The sequence below is a fragment of the Chitinophaga agrisoli genome (genome assembly GCF_008386695.1).
Classification (GTDB): Bacteria; Bacteroidota; Bacteroidia; order Chitinophagales; family Chitinophagaceae; genus Chitinophaga; species Chitinophaga agrisoli.
This window is the reverse complement of record NZ_VUOC01000001.1, coordinates 810,329-826,852: the sequence shown is the minus strand read 5'-3', so window position 1 is coordinate 826,852 and position 16,524 is coordinate 810,329. Positions and strand designations below refer to the sequence as shown.

The following is a 16,524-nucleotide window of genomic DNA, read 5'->3' as shown; positions in this document are numbered from 1 at the left end:
ATCGCTTGTCAAATAATCCCTTCCCTTATAAGGTCATGTAAATGAATGATGCCAATATAGCGCTTATCCTCCATAACAAGTAGTTGCGTTATATCGTGTTGCCGCATTTTTTCCAGGGCATTGATCGCCAGCTCATCCTGTTCTATCATCTTGGGATGGGCTGACATGATGTCCTTTGCAATTACGGTGTCGGTAGCTATATTCCTTTCCAACATACGGCGGAGGTCTCCGTCTGTGATAATACCCTGTAATTGTCCTTCATCATCCATTACCGCGGTTACTCCCAGCATCTTGGATGATATCTCCAGGATCACTTCGCGTAATGGGCTGTTCAGGTGTACCCGGGGCGTCTGGTGGTGACGGCTAAGATCGCCTACCTTCAGGTACAGTTTTTTGCCTAAAGTGCCTCCCGGGTGGAATTTAGCAAAGTCTGCTGCAGTAAAACCGTGCCATTCTATCAGGCACACGGCCAGGGCGTCGCCCATTGCCATTTGGGCAGCCGTACTGGTGGTAGGCGCTAAATTATTAGGGCAGGCTTCTTTGCTAACGGTGGTATTCAGCACCAGGTTGGCTTCCTGGGCCAGGTATGAGCCAGTGTTACCTACCATGGCTATCAATGTGTTACCAAAGCTCCGTACCAGCGGTACTAATACCTTTATCTCAGGGGAGGTTCCGCTTTTCGAGATACACATCACCACATCATCCTGCTGTATCATACCCAAATCGCCATGGATCGCGTCTGCGGCGTGCATAAACAATGCGGGCGTGCCGGTGGAGTTGAGGGTGGCCACCAGCTTTTGTCCAATGATCGCACTTTTTCCTATCCCGGTCACCACCAGCCGGCCCGCACAATGTGCAATAATTTCCACAGCCTTTTCGAAGTCTTCATCCACAAATTGCTGTAAATGACTAATTGCGGCGGCTTCTACTTGAAGGGTCCGTACGGCGGTTTCACGGATGTTAATAGCGGTAGTCTTTTTCATGCTGACGCCACAAATTTACCTTAGTTTATATAAATTCTGTTGTAATTCAAGTGTTTTTTAAGTAACTTCGTGTCCCCTAAAAATCATATAATCAATTACTGTAATCTGTTAAGTTCTTTAGAGTTTCGTATATATAGTTAAATCTTGAATGCAATGGCTGTTGTAAAGGTAAGTTTGTTAGATGCATTACACGAACACTTTGGGTTCGATTCCTTCAAAGGGAACCAGGAGATCATCATAAATAGCATACTCTCGGGGAAAGATACTTTTGTAATAATGCCAACCGGGGGCGGTAAATCATTATGTTACCAATTGCCTGCCCTGATCAGTCCTGGATGCGCGCTCATTGTTTCTCCTCTTATAGCGCTGATGAAAAACCAGGTAGACCTGGTGCGCTCTTATAGCAGTAAAGACAATGTTGCTCACTTTTTGAATTCCACCTTATCAAAAGCACAAATAAAGAAAGTACGTACCGACTTGCTGGGCGGCAAAACAAAACTGCTGTATGTAGCACCGGAAACGTTGACCAAACAAGAGAACCTGGATTTTTTCCGGGATCTTGAGATCTCATTTATTGCCGTGGACGAAGCGCATTGTATCTCTGAATGGGGACATGATTTTCGCCCGGAATACCGGCGCCTGAAAGAAATGATAGACATGATCAACCCGGATCTGCCTATTATTGCGCTCACCGCCACCGCCACCCCCAAGGTACAGAGCGATATTGTAAAGAACCTGGTGTTACGCGAACCAGAGATCTATATATCCTCCTTTAACCGGCCTAACCTTTATTATGAAATAAGGCCCAAACGCAAAAAGGAGCAAACCATCCGCGAGATAGTAAAGTTCATCCACCTGCATAAAGGCAAAAGCGGTATTATCTATACCCTGAACCGGAAGACCACCGAAGAGCTGGCCGATATGCTGATGGCCAATAACATCAAGGCAGTAGCCTACCATGCCGGCCTGGATGCCAATACCCGCGCCCAGCGCCAGGATATGTTCCTGCTGGAAGAAGTAGAGGTGATCGTGGCCACCATTGCCTTTGGGATGGGGATTGACAAACCGGATGTGCGTTTTGTGATCCATTATAATATTCCCAAAAGCCTCGAGAACTACTACCAGGAGACCGGCCGTGCCGGCCGCGACGGACTGGAAGGTATCTGCCTCTGCTTTTACAGCCACAAGGATGTGCAGAAACTGGAGCATCTCATGCGCGATAAGCCACTCAGCGAACGTGAAATGGGCGCCCAACTGATCAATGAAACGGTGGCCTATGCAGAAAGTTCCGTATGCCGCCGTAAGGTGATACTCCATTATTTTGGGGAACCGCTTGAAAAGGAGAACTGTGGCAACTGCGATAACTGCCGCAATCCCAAGGAAAAGATCGAGGTTAAGAACCGTGTAGTGATTGTGCTAAAAGCCATCAAAGCCCTCGAAGAACGCTTTGGGGCAGAGTATGTCGTGAACATCATCACCGGCAAAACCAACCCGCAGATCACCACTTACCGCCATGATCAACTGGATATATTTGGAGAAGGCAAAGAATTCGACGCACACTTCTGGAACTCCCTCATCCGCCAGATGATGCTGGAAGGCTTGATCGGAAAAGATATAGAGGAATATGGCCTGCTGAAGGTAACAGAGAAAGGCAGCAAATTCCTGAAAAAGCCTTATTCCATCATGGTTTCCCTTAACCACCAGTTTGATGAAGATGGTGGTGATGATGACGAGGTGGCCGCAGAAGCCCAGGCCTCTGCAGATCCCCTGCTGTTTGAAATGCTGAAGGACCTGCGCAAAAAGGTATCCAAAGAAAAGAACCTCCCTCCTTTTGTTATATTCCTGGAAACCTCCCTGGAGGATATGGCTACCCACTACCCTACCACTGTGCAGGAACTGGAAAAAATACAGGGCGTAAGTAAAGGTAAAGCCATCCGCTATGGCAAACAGTTCGTAGACCTGATCAATAAATATGCGCAGGAACATGATATTGTTAAGCCGGATGATTTTGTGATGAAAAGCGTGGTGAACAAAAGCGGTCTGAAGGTATTCATAATCCAGAATATCGATAAAAAGATGCCGCTGGAAACCATCGCCAGGAACAAAGAACTGAGTATTGCACAGCTGCTGGATGAGATGGAGACCATCGTGGCCAGCGGTACTAAGCTGAACCTGGATTATTGCATTGACGAAGAGCTGGATGATTACGCGCAGGACGAGATCATCGAATATTTTAAGGGTTGCGAAACCTCTAGCCTGGCCCTGGCCCGTGAAGAGTTGATTGAAAGCGATTACACCATTGAGCAACTGAAGTTGATGCGGATCAAGTTCCTGGTAGAGTACGGCAACTAAGGAAATTGCGGCGACGGTAATAATTTGCCCCAATAATATTTGGAAATTAGAATTGAAAAATATTATCTTTGCACTCCCTTCGAGAGAAGGACTACGGATGGTGCGGTAGCTCAGTCGGTAGAGCAAAGGACTGAAAATCCTTGTGTCGGCGGTTCGATCCCGCCCCACACCACGAAACCCAAAAGGCTTTTGAATGTTTCAAAAGCCTTTTTTATTTATAGTTTGTAATACCTGTGAAAACCTAAAACCCGCTGTCACCGGTAATTTCATTTAACCATTTAAATTGTATCACCTATGCGAACAAAAGCCCTATTGGGAGCCTTGGCCATAGCCATGTTCCTCATGACCTCGTGCTCAAAGGAAGGAGCAAAAGAATCAACAACAGCAACAACAAACACAGAAACAAGCGAAGAAAAAGTGCGGGCTCTCCACTATGTGGTGGATGAGAAAGGTGTGTCTGCTTTGGTAGATGACACCACGTTGGTACCAGCCCATCCGCCACAGCCACAAACCGTAGCTACCGTTGACAAAACAGTGCAGCAGACCGCCAGAATGCTGGATGTTCCGCCTGGCGCCAACATCGGCTTTGATGTGCTATCAAAAAATAGTGATGGTACTTATGCCTGTCGTGTTTTGCTCTATACCGGCGCCGATGTGAGTTATGCGATCTACAAGATAACTGATGGAAATCTGAATGTATTGCAGGACTTACATATCTCTGGCCTCATTCATCAGCCGGATCCGGCCGTAACGATCGTAATTGATTTCAACATGGCTATGCCCTGCGGACATACTTACGATGTGGCCGTAAAAACGGTATATGGAAGCGGGCCTGTTACCTTATATTCCCAGGCATACTGGTTTGGGTATAACTTCATAACAACTCAGGGCCTGGGCGATAACGCAGATGGGGCGGATGTAAAGATCACGGATATCAACGGGAACGGCATTCCCGATATCTTCCTGATGGCTAACGATGACCCTTCTGGTGGCAATACATTCCGCTATAAATTCCTGATGGATGTAAATGCCAATGGTGTGCCTGCTGCTACCCTGCCCGAGAGAGGCCGTGCCTGCAACTGTAACGATGCCGAGGGCGCTGGTGCTGCTTTTGGCGATATTAACAGGGATGGCAAGGTAGATATGGTGCTAATGGCTGTTGATGCCCAACCCGGACTGAATAAATTCCGCTACCAGATCGGTTTTGGCATGAATGCCAATGGCGAACCTGATAGTTGGCAAACCTACAATGATGTAGATGGAATAGGCAATGATGGCATGGACGGCGGTGTTGCCCTGGCAGACATTGACAAAAATGGTATTCTGGACATTGTTTTCATGGGATTGGACGGCATAAATGCAACTACCGGTTATGAGATCCGCTATAAAGTAGGCTTCAACCTGGGTGTTGACGGCAGACCAACCAATTGGGGCCCTATGCAAATTATCGACTTACCCAATATTAACCAGGTAATGGGCGCCGGCATAGATATTGCCGACCTGCACAATAATGGCACGCCTACCATGGCTGCTTTTTACTATGAGCTGCGCGATGGCAAAAGGTATTTTACCACCATTATTACAGACATGACTCTGCAAGGCGAACCCGTTAAGGTTAACTTTAAATACCCCATTTTCCAAATAGATCCCGTTGGCGAACAAGCACAGGGCGCCGGTGTGGCAATAGGTGATCTGGACCGGGATGGTAAAAAGGATATGATACTCATGGCAAATGACAATCCGTCCGGAGCCAACTCTTTCCGCTATTATATGCTGTTTGGCATACGGTTCGACTACGCCCCTGAAATTAGGTTTACCAGGGCCGCCTGCACTTACTAAACAAAATACATAGTTCCCGATCGCAAATAGGCGGGCCAGTTTGGCTCGCCTATTTGCTTTAGTACCATAGCAGCATTGTTATCAAGCAAAAAATACCGGCGCGCCGGCTTTCCCATGCTCTTATTAAGCATTATCTTTTCGCCCCTAAATTCCTGTTAAATGAGAATACACCTATCCCACGTTTTATGTCTGCCGTTGTTATTCACTGCGCTTACCGGCAACAGTCAATCCAATACACAACATTATAATGGCAAGGTTATAGACATGCATGTGCATGTGTCAGTAAAGGAAAGTGAAAACCATGCGTTCAGTGCTCAACGTACCAATACAATCCAGGATATCCTGGCCTTTATGCCCAGGTCCTCCATTGTTAAATCTGTTATCATCACCATGGCAAGACAAGGGGATATGCAAGACACCCGTTTTAGGAATGATAGTATCATTGCCCTCAGCCACCGGTATCCTTCCCTTATACCTATTTGCTCCGTGCACCCCATGGATGGCGACTCCGCATTTATTGAAATGGAGCGGGTGCATAAACAGGGTGTGCAGATAATAAAACTACACCCTAACAGCCAGCATTTTGATGTGGCTGTGCCGGAAGTTGCCGCCCTGGTGAAAAAGGCAGGTGAGTTACATATGGTCTTGCTGTTTGATAGTTACAGCCCACTCGATGGAGATGAGATCGGTAAGCTGATCATGCTGGCAGCCATGAACCAGGATGCGCGGTTCATTTTCGCACATATGGGGATGGTAAACTTTCCGCAGTTGCTGACCATAGAAGCACTAAAGAAATACCCCTGGTACAAAAGCAATATCTGGTTTGATGTCTCCGCCATTGCACCCATCCTCGGTAACTCCCCTTTCCGGGATCAGCTGGTATGGACCATACGTACTATTGGTATAGACCAATTTATGTTCGGCTCTGATTTTCCGCTCTTCGATCCTACGGAAGCCATTAAAAGTGTACATGCTATGGGCCTGACCAAAGAAGAAGAGCAAAAGCTGTTCTATACAAATGCAACCCGCTTATTAGGATTGCAATAATAAAAATCAGTATTCTACACAGAGAAGGGGTACCGTGGTCGGGTACCCCTTTTTCATGCGTAAGCCCGCATTGGCTTTCCGGTACCTTCTTTGACGTATTTTTGTACAAATCCACGTTTTATGCGCGCTAAAGAAGTACATCTCCTTTGTAATAACGCCGCCCGCCAAAAGGCCTTTTATACCGCACAACTGGGACTGCCCCTGATCAATCAAGACGAAACCAGTTTCTCCATACAAGCAGGCCATACCCTGCTTTCATTCGCCCAAACGGGCGAGATAAAAGATACCCCCTATCATATTGCCTTCAATATTAAACCCGCCGTATTGCCAGCCATAGTTCCCTTCCTCACAGCACAGCATATTCCTATTATCCTGAAGGATGGACTGCCGGTCGTGGATTTCCCCAACTGGAATGCAAAATCAGTGTATTTCTATGATGCAGAGCAAAACATACTGGAGTTCATAGCCCGTTACAACCTCGATCACCACACAACTGATGGCCACTTCAACTCAAGACATGTGTTAAGCGTGAGCGAGATCGGCATTCCGGTAGATGATACAACGGCTTTTATCCGGGAGCTGCAATCCCATAGTAGTATTCCTGTCTGGAAAGACTATGGGGAACAATTTAAGGCGGTAGGCGATGAAGAGGGCTTACTGATTGTGGTAACAAAAGGACGGCACTGGTACCCTACAGAACATGCTAATAGTGTACTGCCTATAAAGGTTATTATGGAACAAGAGGGACGGCCGTTGCATTATGACAACGGCCGCTATACGTTTGATTTTATCCGGTAATAATCAGCGCTGCAGCACCTTAGTACTGCCATCTTCATACCCTAACACCACGGTATGCGCCATTTGTACAAATAGTCCGGTTTCCACGATACCAGGAATATTATGCAGCGCATTATGTACTTGCTGCGGATTTTCGATCTTACCAAAAGCGCAATCGATAATATAATTCCCGTTATCCGTTATAAATATTTCCTGCTGCTTTTTCCGTAGCGTAGGCACGCAACCCAAGGTCTGCAGCTTGCTGTTGGTAACTTCCCAACCAAAGGGTATGACCTCTACGGCCAGCGGAAAGTTGCCCAGGGTAGGTACATACTTATGTTCGTCTGCAATAATGATCAGTTGTTTGCTATGGAACGCCACTATCTTCTCGCGCAGTAATGCGCCTCCTCCACCCTTAATAACATCCAGGCGCTCGCTTACTTCGTCTGCACCGTCAATATCCATATCCAGCCGTTGGGTCTCTGCAAAAGAGGTAAGCGGGATACCCAGCTCTTTTGCCAGCTGGGCGGACGCTTCGGAAGTGGCAATCCCCTTTATATCCAACCCCTGCTGCACCATGGCGCCTATCTTTTGTATAGCCCAATAAGCAGTGGAGCCGGTTCCAAGGCCTACCACCATACCGGGACGGATAAACTCTGCCGCCTTTTCGCCGGCAGCCTTTTTAGCAATTGTTATCTGATCCTGCATACACCAAATATTAAATGATCTGTTACGAAGATACAAGAACACTTCACATCATTCTAATTTATGCAAAAAGCCGTTATTTTTGACCACACTTCCTATGTTAAATAAATTCCATGACAACAACATCGCAGCACACATCCCATAATACAGGCTGGCGCCTGAAAGCCATTATCACCGGTTCTGCCGGCAACCTGGTAGAGTGGTATGACTGGTACGCTTATGCCGCTTTTGCCCTGTACTTTGCTCCGGCCTTTTTCCCGGAAGGTAACAATACCGTGCAACTGCTTAATACCGCCGCTATCTTTGCCGTTGGTTTTCTGATGCGGCCTATTGGCGGCTGGTTATTTGGCCGCATTGCAGATCAGAAGGGGCGCAAAACCGCTATGACCACGTCTGTGCTGCTCATGTCACTAGGCTCTCTGATGATTGCCCTTACGCCTGCGTACAAAAGTATAGGGCTGCTGTCTCCCGTTTTACTATTATTGGCCCGTCTGTTACAGGGTTTAAGTGTAGGTGGTGAATACGGTACCTCTGCTACTTATCTCAGTGAAATTGCTACGCCGGAAAAGCGTGGCTTTTTCTCCAGCTTTCAATACGTGACCCTCATTGGCGGGCAGCTGGTGGCGCTGGGCATCCAGCTACTATTGCAGAAAGTATTCCTCTCCCCTGCTCAGCTGGCAAACTGGGGCTGGCGCATTCCTTTCGTAATAGGCGCATTACTGGCCCTGATAGTATTATATATGCGCCGTAATATGGAGGAATCCGTAAAACTGGATGATAAAAAAACAGAACGGGGCAGCCTGGGCGTATTGATCAGGCAACATCCGCGTGCGGTGCTCACTGTCATAGGCCTTACCTTAGGCGGTACGCTGGCATTCTACACCTACACCACCTATATGCAGAAGTTCCTGGTAAATACTGTCCATCTTACCAAAGAACAATCCACACTGATCGTTTTTATACTCATGCTTATTTACGCCTGCCTGCAACCATTATTTGGGTGGATCTCTGATAAATATGGCCGCAAGCCGTTGCTCATTGGGTTTGGTGTATTTGGCACCCTGTTCACCGTGCCGGTGCTTACCACGCTTAGCCATACTACATCTGCTATATCCGCCTTCTTTCTGATACTGGCTGCGCTGATCATTGTGAGCGGGTATACTGCCATCAATGCAGTGGTAAAAGCAGAGTTATTCCCGGCTGAAATACGGGCGCTGGGTGTGGGCCTGCCATATGCGCTTACCGTGGCCATATTTGGCGGAACCGCAGAATACATTGCCTTGTATTTTAAAAACATTGGTCACGAGCCCTGGTACTATTGGTATATCACCGGTTGCATTTTTATATCGCTGATCGTGTATGTAGTGGTACGGGACACCAAACATACCTCCTATATCGATAAAGAAAAGGAAGCAATGCCTAAAAATCTTTAACTTCATTCTGCTGCTTAAAATTTACCAGATGAAGCCTTTTCCTACTATGCCGTATGACTATCCTCCCGGCATTTGTTACCCGCTTACTGAATGTTGCATGTATGTGCTGTTTATACTTTGTTGCGTGCATGCTTACAAAAAAGGTATGGGCCCAATGATGTATCTACTGGGCGGTCTTGGTTTCGGGCTATTACTGGAATATGTGAATGTGGCTACCAACGCGGGTTACAAATATGGGCAGTTCTGGGTAATGTTTGGTAAAGCGCCGCATAATATACCTTTATGTATTGGCACCGGCTGGGCCATTATTATGTATACCGCCCGGCTGATCACAGATGCATTGGGTATCTCCTTGTGGAAGGCCGCGGCATTAGACGCGCTGCTGGCTATCAGTATTGATCTTAGCATGGATGTGGTGGCCTATCGCCTGCACATGTGGCACTGGGATTGGGAATCACGGGGAGCTGCTTATAATGTGCTTACCAGCCAGTGGTTTGGCGTTCCATATGGTAACTTTTACGGATGGCTTTGTGTGGTGTTCTTTTATTCTTCATTTGCACGTTTACTGGAACGGGTACGTATTGGCAACCCCGCGCTCGCAAAGGTCTGGCCTATCTTTACCCCGGTATTATCCATCATAATTTCACAAGCGGCGCTATGGTTAGCGCTTTTCACGATCACTGACTTTTTAAGGATGTTTGGCATTACCAGCGCGCATCGTTTGATAGCGCTGTTAGTATTATTTACAGTAATGGCGGTTATGGGATATGCCAAACGTAAGGGCGATCCTGCTGCAACTACCTCCCTGCCGGTCATAACCTGGCTGGTGCCTGTATGGTTTCATTTGTATTTCTTCAGCTGGTTCTTTATTGCTGGTTTTTATAAAGAAAATACCTGGATGACCGTGTGGGCAGTGATAAATATTTTGGTGAGCGTATTTATTCACTGGGCGCTATTTATAAAACCCAGGTATACGCCGGCGCTTGTTAAGGTGCAGCAGTAACGGCTACTGGAATCTTTCTATTTCTTTTTCCATAGCGGCTATCAGCTGTTGTTCTGTAGGCATGTATAGTTGGTATTTACTCGCTACTATATTCTTGTTATCCTCTGGTAAAGTGAATTTCACTACGGCGTTATTCTTTTCTGCGCATAACAACACACCAATGGTACGGTTCTCAAAAGGCTGCTTTTCTATCCTGTCAAAGTAATTTACGTACATCTGCAATTGTCCTAAGTCCTGGTGAGTGAGCTTACCGGTTTTTATTTCAAACAATACAAAACATTGCAACAGGCGGTTATAACAAACCAGGTCTACAAAGAAATCGTCGCCTTCCAGGTGAATCCTTTTTTGTCTGGCAATGAATGCAAAGCCATTGCCTAACTCCAATAAAAACTCCTGCAGGTTATTGATGATGGCGCCCCCCAGGTCTTTCTCGTAATAAGATGATTCTCTTTTTAATCCTAAGAATTCCAGCACCAGTGGATCTTTAATAATTGTTTTTGCATCATGAACCGGTTGTTCTCCATTGGCTACAGCAAGTACGCTTTCTTTATCGCTACTCATCAAAAGACGTTCGTACAACTGGCTGTTGATCTGGCGTTCCAATTGGCGGACGGTCCAGTGGTTTTTGGCGGTTCCCGTTATGTAAAAGTCCCTTTTTTGTTGATTTTCAGTCCGTACTAATAATTTATAGTGAGTCCTGGTCAATTGCGAACTCAGTGAGTTCGCAATTGGAAATGTCCGAAAAAATTGACGGAATAGCTCTAAATAACGTTTTGAAAACCCACTTCCAAACTCAGGTTGTAACTGCTCCGCTAAATACTTAATTAAGTACTCCCCCATAACCGGCCCTGTCTTGCCCTTGTTGTTCTTCTTCAAATATCCGCTTACCAATATGCCAGTACATTAATACTCTTTCATGATCTACAGCGCGGATGGCGTTTTCTCTTGCCTGGGTGATAATAGATTTGATCTCTGTAAGAAGGGTTTTATCTACAAACCGGTTACTAATTTTATTAGCAAATAACGGGGATTTCTTTTTACTGGCGAAACTTTTGCATGAGAAAGTTTGTATCAATTGTGCGCACAGTGTGTGCGCAATTGATACAAACTTCTATCTTTATCAACATAATATAATAGCTATCAATCTGTGTTCACCATCCTTCATTTGTTATCTGAAACCAACTGGCACCTGGTCATAAAATTGATCAGCTATTTTTTGGTATTGCTCACATTTGCAGGTGTAGTAGGTACCATCCTGTTGGAGAACCGCAATCCCATCAAAGCAATGGCATATATACTATTGCTGGTGTTTTTACCATTGTTGGGATTGATCGTCTATTATTACCTGGGTCGTGACCTGCGTAAAAGAAAACGTTTTACCCTCAAGGGTTCCCGCGATGAAACATTGATGCTACGCTACTGGGAAAACAAACGTCCGCAGATAGAACGTATGCAGGTAGAGTTGCGCCACCTGGTAGCCAGTAAACAGGAAATATCTTCCATGTTGCTGAATACCCGGAATTCACTACTCACCAAGCATAACCGGGTGAAGGTATTATTAAACGGCGAACAAAAATTCCCCGCTGTCTTAGATGCATTGCGTAAAGCACAGCATCATATCCATATTGAGTATTACATTTTCGCGGTAGATAGTGTAGGCCTTGCTGTGCTGGAGGTATTAATTGAAAGACTACAGGCCGGTGTGGAAGTACGCTTTATCTATGATGACATGGGTTGCGATCATATGAGCAAGATCGCTAAACCGCTTGAACAGTATGGCGCAGAAGTATATGCCTTTGCTCCCGTGTTGCTGGATTTTTATCTGAATGCGAACTACCGCAATCACCGCAAGATCATTGTAATAGATGGTCAGGTTGGTTTTACCGGTGGCATTAATATGGATGAGCGCTATATCAACAATGGCCGTAATGAAGTATTCTGGCGGGATACGCATCTGCAGCTGGAAGGCGATGTAATAAACCAGTTGCAGCTACAGTTTATGATGAGCTACCGTTACTGCAGCAAGAAAACATTTCCTTTCGCCTACCCATATTTTCAAAGGGCTAGTTTTGAAGATGAGTGTTTTGTGGATATTGTTTCCAGCGGTCCCGACTCTCCGTGGCCCATGGCTATGCAAACTATATTGATGGCCATCAATGTGGCCCGCCGACGCATCCGTATCAGCAATCCCTACTTTATCCCCAATGAACAATTGCTAACAGCTTTGCAAATGGCTGCACAAGCTGGTAAAGATGTAGAACTGCTGATCCCCAAACGGGGCGACTCCTTCTTTGTACAGCACGCAGCACAATCATTCATCAAGCCCATGCTGGATGCCGGTGTAAAAGTATACTTCTATGAAAAAGGATTTATCCACGCCAAAACAATGATCATCGACGATAACCTGGCTATTGTAGGCACTGTAAACCTGGACAACCGCAGCTTTTACCTGAACTTTGAAATTGCTGTTATTTTGTACGACCGTTCTGTAGTACGCGATCTCGATAAGGCTTTTGAAAACGACCTGGAAGACGCCACACTGATCACCCGCCGCTCCTGGAGGAACCGCTCGCTGGGAGAGAAATTTATAGACGCGGTGTGCAGATTGCTCACTCCTTTATTATGATGGATCTTCCTCAAGATCTTCGTGCCGGTCTCCTCCCAGACTGTAGAAATTATTCTCTTCATCTTCTTCCCCAATCTCCTCGTTTTCGTTATCCAGCTCTGCTCCTGGTACATCCAGGTTCTCTTCTCCGTCCGGTACATTTTTGCTTTCCTTCAACTCGTTATTTAACCGGGCGGAACGGGTGAAGTTTTCCACGTCCAGGTCTTCCTGCTCGCCGCGGTTCATAATATCTTCGCTCGCGGGATAAGTAGGATAACCAGGGAAAGTCTTCTCCCTTTTTTCTTCCTGCTCTTCCATACTCGGTGGTTTTGGCAGATCTTTCTTTTCCGGTTTTGGATGCTTGTCTTTCATACCCATTTTTTAAAAGTTACCGAAAATGTTATGCCAAATCGGGGGCTATTCCGCCGGTATCATTTTTAGGCATACCGGCATAGATACTTCAATAGTTGTTCCTGTTGGTTTGAGAGCGCCCGTAGTAATATTACGTTTGAACACTACAATATTATCACTGTCCTGGTTAGCCACCAGCAAAAAGTGGCCCGAAGGGTCAATCATAAAATTACGGGGCGTTTTACCGCCGGCCGCCTGCTGCCCTTTGCGCTGCAATTTTCCGCTACGTTGATCAATGGCATAATATACAATGTTGTTTAATGTGCCCCGGTTAGAAACATACAGGAATTTCCCATCCGGAGAAATGTGGATATCTGCTCCGGATATCACGCCTTTGAAGGCCTCCGGCACAGTAGATATATTTTGGATGGGCGTAAGCCTGCCGGTATCATATTTAAACATCGTCACTTTTCCATCCAGCTCATGTATTAGATAAGCCCATTTGCCTTTGGGGTGAAAAATGATATGACGTGGCCCCGATCCGGGTGGCAGCGGCGCATAGGAAGGATTGGCCTCCTGCAGCAGCAGTGCTGAATTAGGATCATATTTATAGATACCCACCTTATCAATGCCAAGGTCAGGCACATACAGGAACTGATGATCCGGCGAAAATTCCACACAATGCACATGTGGCTGTTCTTGTCTCTTTTTGTTTACGCTGGAACCGGTATGTTGTATGGTTTGGAGTGGCGCGCCTACTTTCCCATCTGGCTGCACCGGTAATACGGAGAGACTGCCGCCGGCGTAATTGCCTACCAGCACATGGCTGCCATTTTCATCGGTATTAATATAACAAGGGCCATCCCCGCCAGAGGGTTGTTTATTCAGAAATTGCAGTTGCCCGGTACTTGCGTCAAAAGTAAAAGCGCTCACGCTGCCAGTTCTCTCTGCGCCTACTTCATTCACGGAATACACATGTTTTTTATCGGGCGCTATTGCCAGGTAAGATGGGTTATCCACACCCGTAGCAGTACTTATGTGTTTTACCTCGCCAGTTTCAGCATTAAAGGCATACACATAAATGCCCTCGCTGGTTTGTTTTGTATAGGTACCAATTAACAGATACTGATCAGACTTTTTTTCTGGCAAGGTTTGCGCACTAAGCAGCCATGGCAGGAGCAAGGCGCCGGCAATGAGGTATAGTTTACGCATAGATCATAACGTTTATAACAAATTAGGAAAAAAACAACAGTCTTCCTACGGTTATTTACGTTTGGTCTGATTAAAATTTAATTGAACTGCAACACCAGTGGAGTATAATCTTACTTCTCCAAAGCCCACCGCTTTTAAAGGTATTTTGGCATAAGGCTGTAATCCCAGCGACATATGACTATTTAGCGGGAACTGATAAGTAAAGGCCAGGTTAAGTATAGAGAAATAGTGACGATTCTCATTATTAATATATCGGTCACTTTCCCAGTAGTCATATTTATACTCATACTTTTCTTTCAGCATCAGGTAGCTGGATAAGCCGGCCGTTATACCCAATGTATACTTAGGGCTGTTCACAACAGCATAATTAATATTGAGGGGTATATCGAGTACATCACAGTTGGCGTCTATGTTTTTCACATAGCTCATAGGCGGGCTCCATTTTTTTGTTACCCCATAGTCAGAGCGGGTGCCGCCATAAGGTTTTATACTATATACCGCACCGGTTGTAAAAGACCACCGGTTATTAAGATGATAGCTTAACAACAGTCCCGCGTCTACGCCTATACGACCATATTGCATAGAAGGCGCTATGTTTAGCACCGGGCCAACCATCACTCCTATAGAAAATCCTTTACGTTGGGGAACAGTTTGTTTTGTTACTGATTTTTCTACTGATTCCTTTACCGGAATGTGACTGGCGCCATTCAGTTTTGTGGATACCTGCTTTTCCTTGGGCCGTATGTTGGCCAGTAGGTCCAATATATTATTATCTGCAGTATTATTATCCACAGCGTTTGCAGCAGCATTTCGTTTTTCCTGATAAGCCAGTACGGGTGAAGCAGCAGCTGGCGGATTATCATTTTTTACTACTGCGGGAGGCACAACAGTTTTGCCCTTAGCGGCGTTATTATTATTGTTATTTGTTGTAACCAATATTGGGGGTACGGATATTTTCCCTGCTGCTGTATTTTTGTTGTCTGAAGGTTTTATCTCCTGCTGGTTAGCTGGCCTGGTGTTATCGTCAGACAAAGCAGGGGTAGTAGTTTCCTTCTCCGGAGCGGCAGTTGCTTTTCCCCCGGAAGTAGCAGCCACGGTATCAGTTGCAGATGGCAGCGTAATCTGGGCAGATGTTTTACCATCTTCCTCAGGAATGTTTGCGGGTGACGTAGTATTGCGCCACCAGATAAAGGCGCCTGTACCCAGCAGTAATAATAATAGCGGCGCCATCCACCACCAGAAGGGCTTTCTTCTGCCGGTAGGTTCATTAAGCGCGTCAAGTTTCTTTTCCATTTTTTTCCAGGCATCCGGATCAAATGGAAAATCTTCCTCGCTCAATTTCTCACGAAACTTTTTATCAAACGCGTCACTCATTTCTCTTGTGACCTCTGAAGGTCTTTATGTTTTTATCGTACTATTATAGGTGATAGCCTTTTCTATTTTCTCCTTCAATATTTTTTTTGCCTTGAAGAGATTAGATTTAGAAGTCCCCTCAGAAATCCCCAATTGTTCTGCTATCTCCTGGTGCTGGAAACCCTCCATCACATATAGGTTAAAAACGGTACGGTACGCCGGTGGTAAAGATTGAACCAACACTAACAACTCATCATACGAGAGTTTGTCCATGGCGGTATCATCCATACCCAGGTCGTACACTTGTGTTATATCTTCAGTAAAAGAAATTCTTTTTTTGCTGCGTAGATGGTCGATGGCTGTATTTACCATGATCCTGGCCAGCCAGCTCTTGAAGGGACGATTCGTATCAAAGTCAGAGATGTGTTGAAATATTTTCAGAAACCCGTCATTTAAAATTTCTATAGCTTCTTCTTTATTCTGTGCATAACGCAAAGCAATACTCATGGCATATCCATAGAATTGCCGGTACAATAATTCCTGGCTGGTCCGGTTCCATTTCCGGCAGCCTTCGATGATATCGTTCAGTTCGTGCACGAAATATCTGTTACCTGATTTTTTCTACATCCTCCCAAAGTACACAACCCATTGTTCACGGAATGTAAAGATATTCGTTTTAGAGAATCAGGTATAGTATTTACGATATTTAATTATAAAGCGTTGCTTTGCTCCTCAGTTTTTGTGGAAAAAAGGTGACAATCCCGGAAAACGCATTTTAAAGCCCCGTAATTATAATCACTTCGTTTTTGATAACATTACCTTGGTCAATGGACGATCGTTCAAATATGAGGAGATAATGAGGTC

The 16,524-nt window shown here is 45.6% G+C and carries 15 protein-coding genes, 1 tRNA gene and 1 pseudogene; 8 read left to right on the top strand and 9 right to left on the bottom strand.

Annotation, left to right across the window (positions count from 1 at the left end):
* Window positions 1-8: 8 nt before the first annotated feature.
* Entirely contained in the window at window positions 9-983 is a 975-nt protein-coding gene (locus tag F0L74_RS03385) for a KpsF/GutQ family sugar-phosphate isomerase (RefSeq protein WP_149836411.1), read from the bottom strand.
* A 153-nt stretch (window positions 984-1,136) separates the two neighbouring features.
* Between F0L74_RS03385 and recQ the strand changes: the two genes are divergently transcribed.
* From recQ to F0L74_RS03360, 5 genes are all read left to right on the top strand, one after another.
* Window positions 1,137-3,335, top strand: coding sequence for a DNA helicase RecQ (gene recQ, locus F0L74_RS03380; RefSeq protein WP_149836410.1), 2,199 nt, complete (start codon window positions 1,137-1,139; stop codon window positions 3,333-3,335).
* Between the two features lie 99 nt (window positions 3,336-3,434).
* Window positions 3,435-3,507 (top strand) — tRNA-Phe (locus F0L74_RS03375).
* Between the two features lie 122 nt (window positions 3,508-3,629).
* Window positions 3,630-5,174, top strand: a complete 1,545-nt coding sequence (locus F0L74_RS03370; RefSeq protein ID WP_149836409.1) for a hypothetical protein — start codon at window positions 3,630-3,632, stop codon at window positions 5,172-5,174.
* Window positions 5,175-5,333: 159 nt separating this feature from the next.
* Complete coding sequence (locus tag F0L74_RS03365; RefSeq protein WP_149836408.1) at window positions 5,334-6,221, top strand: amidohydrolase family protein; 888 nt, start codon at window positions 5,334-5,336, stop codon at window positions 6,219-6,221.
* 120 nt (window positions 6,222-6,341) lie between these two features.
* Window positions 6,342-7,019 carry a VOC family protein gene (locus F0L74_RS03360; protein ID WP_149836407.1) on the top strand — a complete coding sequence of 226 codons (678 nt, stop codon included), beginning with the start codon at window positions 6,342-6,344 and terminating at the stop codon, window positions 7,017-7,019.
* A gap of 3 nt (window positions 7,020-7,022) precedes the next feature.
* Here F0L74_RS03360 and rpiA read toward each other — a convergent pair whose 3' ends face one another.
* Complete coding sequence (rpiA, locus tag F0L74_RS03355; RefSeq protein WP_149836406.1) at window positions 7,023-7,706, bottom strand: ribose-5-phosphate isomerase RpiA; 684 nt, start codon at window positions 7,704-7,706, stop codon at window positions 7,023-7,025.
* Between the two features lie 110 nt (window positions 7,707-7,816).
* On the opposite strand from rpiA, the gene F0L74_RS03350 reads away from it, so the two are divergent.
* Together F0L74_RS03350 and F0L74_RS03345 are read left to right on the top strand one after the other, a co-directional pair.
* Window positions 7,817-9,136: an MFS transporter gene (locus F0L74_RS03350; RefSeq protein WP_149836405.1), complete on the top strand. Its 1,320-nt coding sequence runs from the start codon at window positions 7,817-7,819 to the stop codon at window positions 9,134-9,136.
* Between the two features lie 154 nt (window positions 9,137-9,290).
* A complete protein-coding gene (locus F0L74_RS03345; RefSeq protein WP_188315841.1) occupies window positions 9,291-10,139 on the top strand; it encodes a carotenoid biosynthesis protein in 849 nt (282 codons plus the stop codon).
* A 3-nt stretch (window positions 10,140-10,142) separates the two neighbouring features.
* On the opposite strand, the gene F0L74_RS33830 is transcribed toward F0L74_RS03345, so the two are convergent.
* The 3 genes and pseudogenes from F0L74_RS33830 to F0L74_RS34000 form a co-directional block, all read right to left on the bottom strand.
* On the bottom strand, window positions 10,143-10,700 hold the full coding sequence (locus F0L74_RS33830) for a PDDEXK nuclease domain-containing protein (protein WP_188315840.1): 558 nt from the start codon (window positions 10,698-10,700) through the stop codon (window positions 10,143-10,145).
* Window positions 10,701-10,766: 66 nt separating this feature from the next.
* Window positions 10,767-10,979, bottom strand: a pseudogene (locus F0L74_RS34080) (DUF1016 N-terminal domain-containing protein); the annotation flags it as partial.
* Window positions 10,960-11,214 carry a DUF1016 N-terminal domain-containing protein gene (locus F0L74_RS34000; protein ID WP_188315839.1) on the bottom strand — a complete coding sequence of 85 codons (255 nt, stop codon included), beginning with the start codon at window positions 11,212-11,214 and terminating at the stop codon, window positions 10,960-10,962. The gene F0L74_RS34000 and the pseudogene F0L74_RS34080, both read right to left, overlap by 20 nt.
* 72 nt (window positions 11,215-11,286) lie before the next feature.
* Here F0L74_RS34000 and cls point away from each other — a divergent pair, with 72 nt between their 5' ends.
* Window positions 11,287-12,765, top strand: a complete 1,479-nt coding sequence (cls, locus tag F0L74_RS03330) for a cardiolipin synthase (protein WP_149836402.1) — start codon at window positions 11,287-11,289, stop codon at window positions 12,763-12,765.
* Here the strand turns inward: cls and F0L74_RS03325 are convergent.
* The 4 genes from F0L74_RS03325 to F0L74_RS03310 all read right to left on the bottom strand — a co-directional run bounded on the left by F0L74_RS03325 (window position 12,760) and on the right by F0L74_RS03310 (window position 16,257).
* On the bottom strand, window positions 12,760-13,116 hold the full coding sequence (locus tag F0L74_RS03325) for a hypothetical protein (RefSeq protein ID WP_213086879.1): 357 nt from the start codon (window positions 13,114-13,116) through the stop codon (window positions 12,760-12,762). The two genes, cls and F0L74_RS03325, sit on opposite strands and share 6 nt — an antisense overlap.
* 45 nt (window positions 13,117-13,161) lie before the next feature.
* Window positions 13,162-14,307, bottom strand: a complete 1,146-nt coding sequence (locus tag F0L74_RS03320) for a lactonase family protein (RefSeq protein WP_149836401.1) — start codon at window positions 14,305-14,307, stop codon at window positions 13,162-13,164.
* A 51-nt stretch (window positions 14,308-14,358) separates the two neighbouring features.
* The gene (locus F0L74_RS03315; protein WP_188315838.1) at window positions 14,359-15,600 is read right to left on the bottom strand and encodes an outer membrane beta-barrel protein; all 1,242 of its coding nucleotides are present in this window, start codon (window positions 15,598-15,600) and stop codon (window positions 14,359-14,361) included.
* Between the two features lie 105 nt (window positions 15,601-15,705).
* Window positions 15,706-16,257, bottom strand: coding sequence for an RNA polymerase sigma factor (locus F0L74_RS03310; protein ID WP_213086878.1), 552 nt, complete (start codon window positions 16,255-16,257; stop codon window positions 15,706-15,708).
* Window positions 16,258-16,524 lie beyond the last annotated feature (267 nt).

What these genes read in the sequence shown, in the direction of transcription:
- F0L74_RS03385 (WP_149836411.1), bottom strand. Translation starts at nt 983, where the DNA reads ATGAAAAAGACTACCGCTATTAACATCCGTGAAACCGCCGTACGGACC.
- recQ (WP_149836410.1), top strand. Translation starts at nt 1,137, where the DNA reads ATGGCTGTTGTAAAGGTAAGTTTGTTAGATGCATTACACGAACACTTT.
- F0L74_RS03370 (WP_149836409.1), top strand. Translation starts at nt 3,630, where the DNA reads ATGCGAACAAAAGCCCTATTGGGAGCCTTGGCCATAGCCATGTTCCTC.
- F0L74_RS03365 (WP_149836408.1), top strand. Translation starts at nt 5,334, where the DNA reads ATGAGAATACACCTATCCCACGTTTTATGTCTGCCGTTGTTATTCACT.
- F0L74_RS03360 (WP_149836407.1), top strand. Translation starts at nt 6,342, where the DNA reads ATGCGCGCTAAAGAAGTACATCTCCTTTGTAATAACGCCGCCCGCCAA.
- rpiA (WP_149836406.1), bottom strand. Translation starts at nt 7,706, where the DNA reads ATGCAGGATCAGATAACAATTGCTAAAAAGGCTGCCGGCGAAAAGGCG.
- F0L74_RS03350 (WP_149836405.1), top strand. Translation starts at nt 7,817, where the DNA reads ATGACAACAACATCGCAGCACACATCCCATAATACAGGCTGGCGCCTG.
- F0L74_RS03345 (WP_188315841.1), top strand. Translation starts at nt 9,291, where the DNA reads ATGATGTATCTACTGGGCGGTCTTGGTTTCGGGCTATTACTGGAATAT.
- F0L74_RS33830 (WP_188315840.1), bottom strand. Translation starts at nt 10,700, where the DNA reads ATGAGTAGCGATAAAGAAAGCGTACTTGCTGTAGCCAATGGAGAACAA.
- F0L74_RS03325 (WP_213086879.1), bottom strand. Translation starts at nt 13,116, where the DNA reads ATGAAAGACAAGCATCCAAAACCGGAAAAGAAAGATCTGCCAAAACCA.
- F0L74_RS03320 (WP_149836401.1), bottom strand. Translation starts at nt 14,307, where the DNA reads ATGCGTAAACTATACCTCATTGCCGGCGCCTTGCTCCTGCCATGGCTG.
- F0L74_RS03315 (WP_188315838.1), bottom strand. Translation starts at nt 15,600, where the DNA reads ATGGAAAAGAAACTTGACGCGCTTAATGAACCTACCGGCAGAAGAAAG.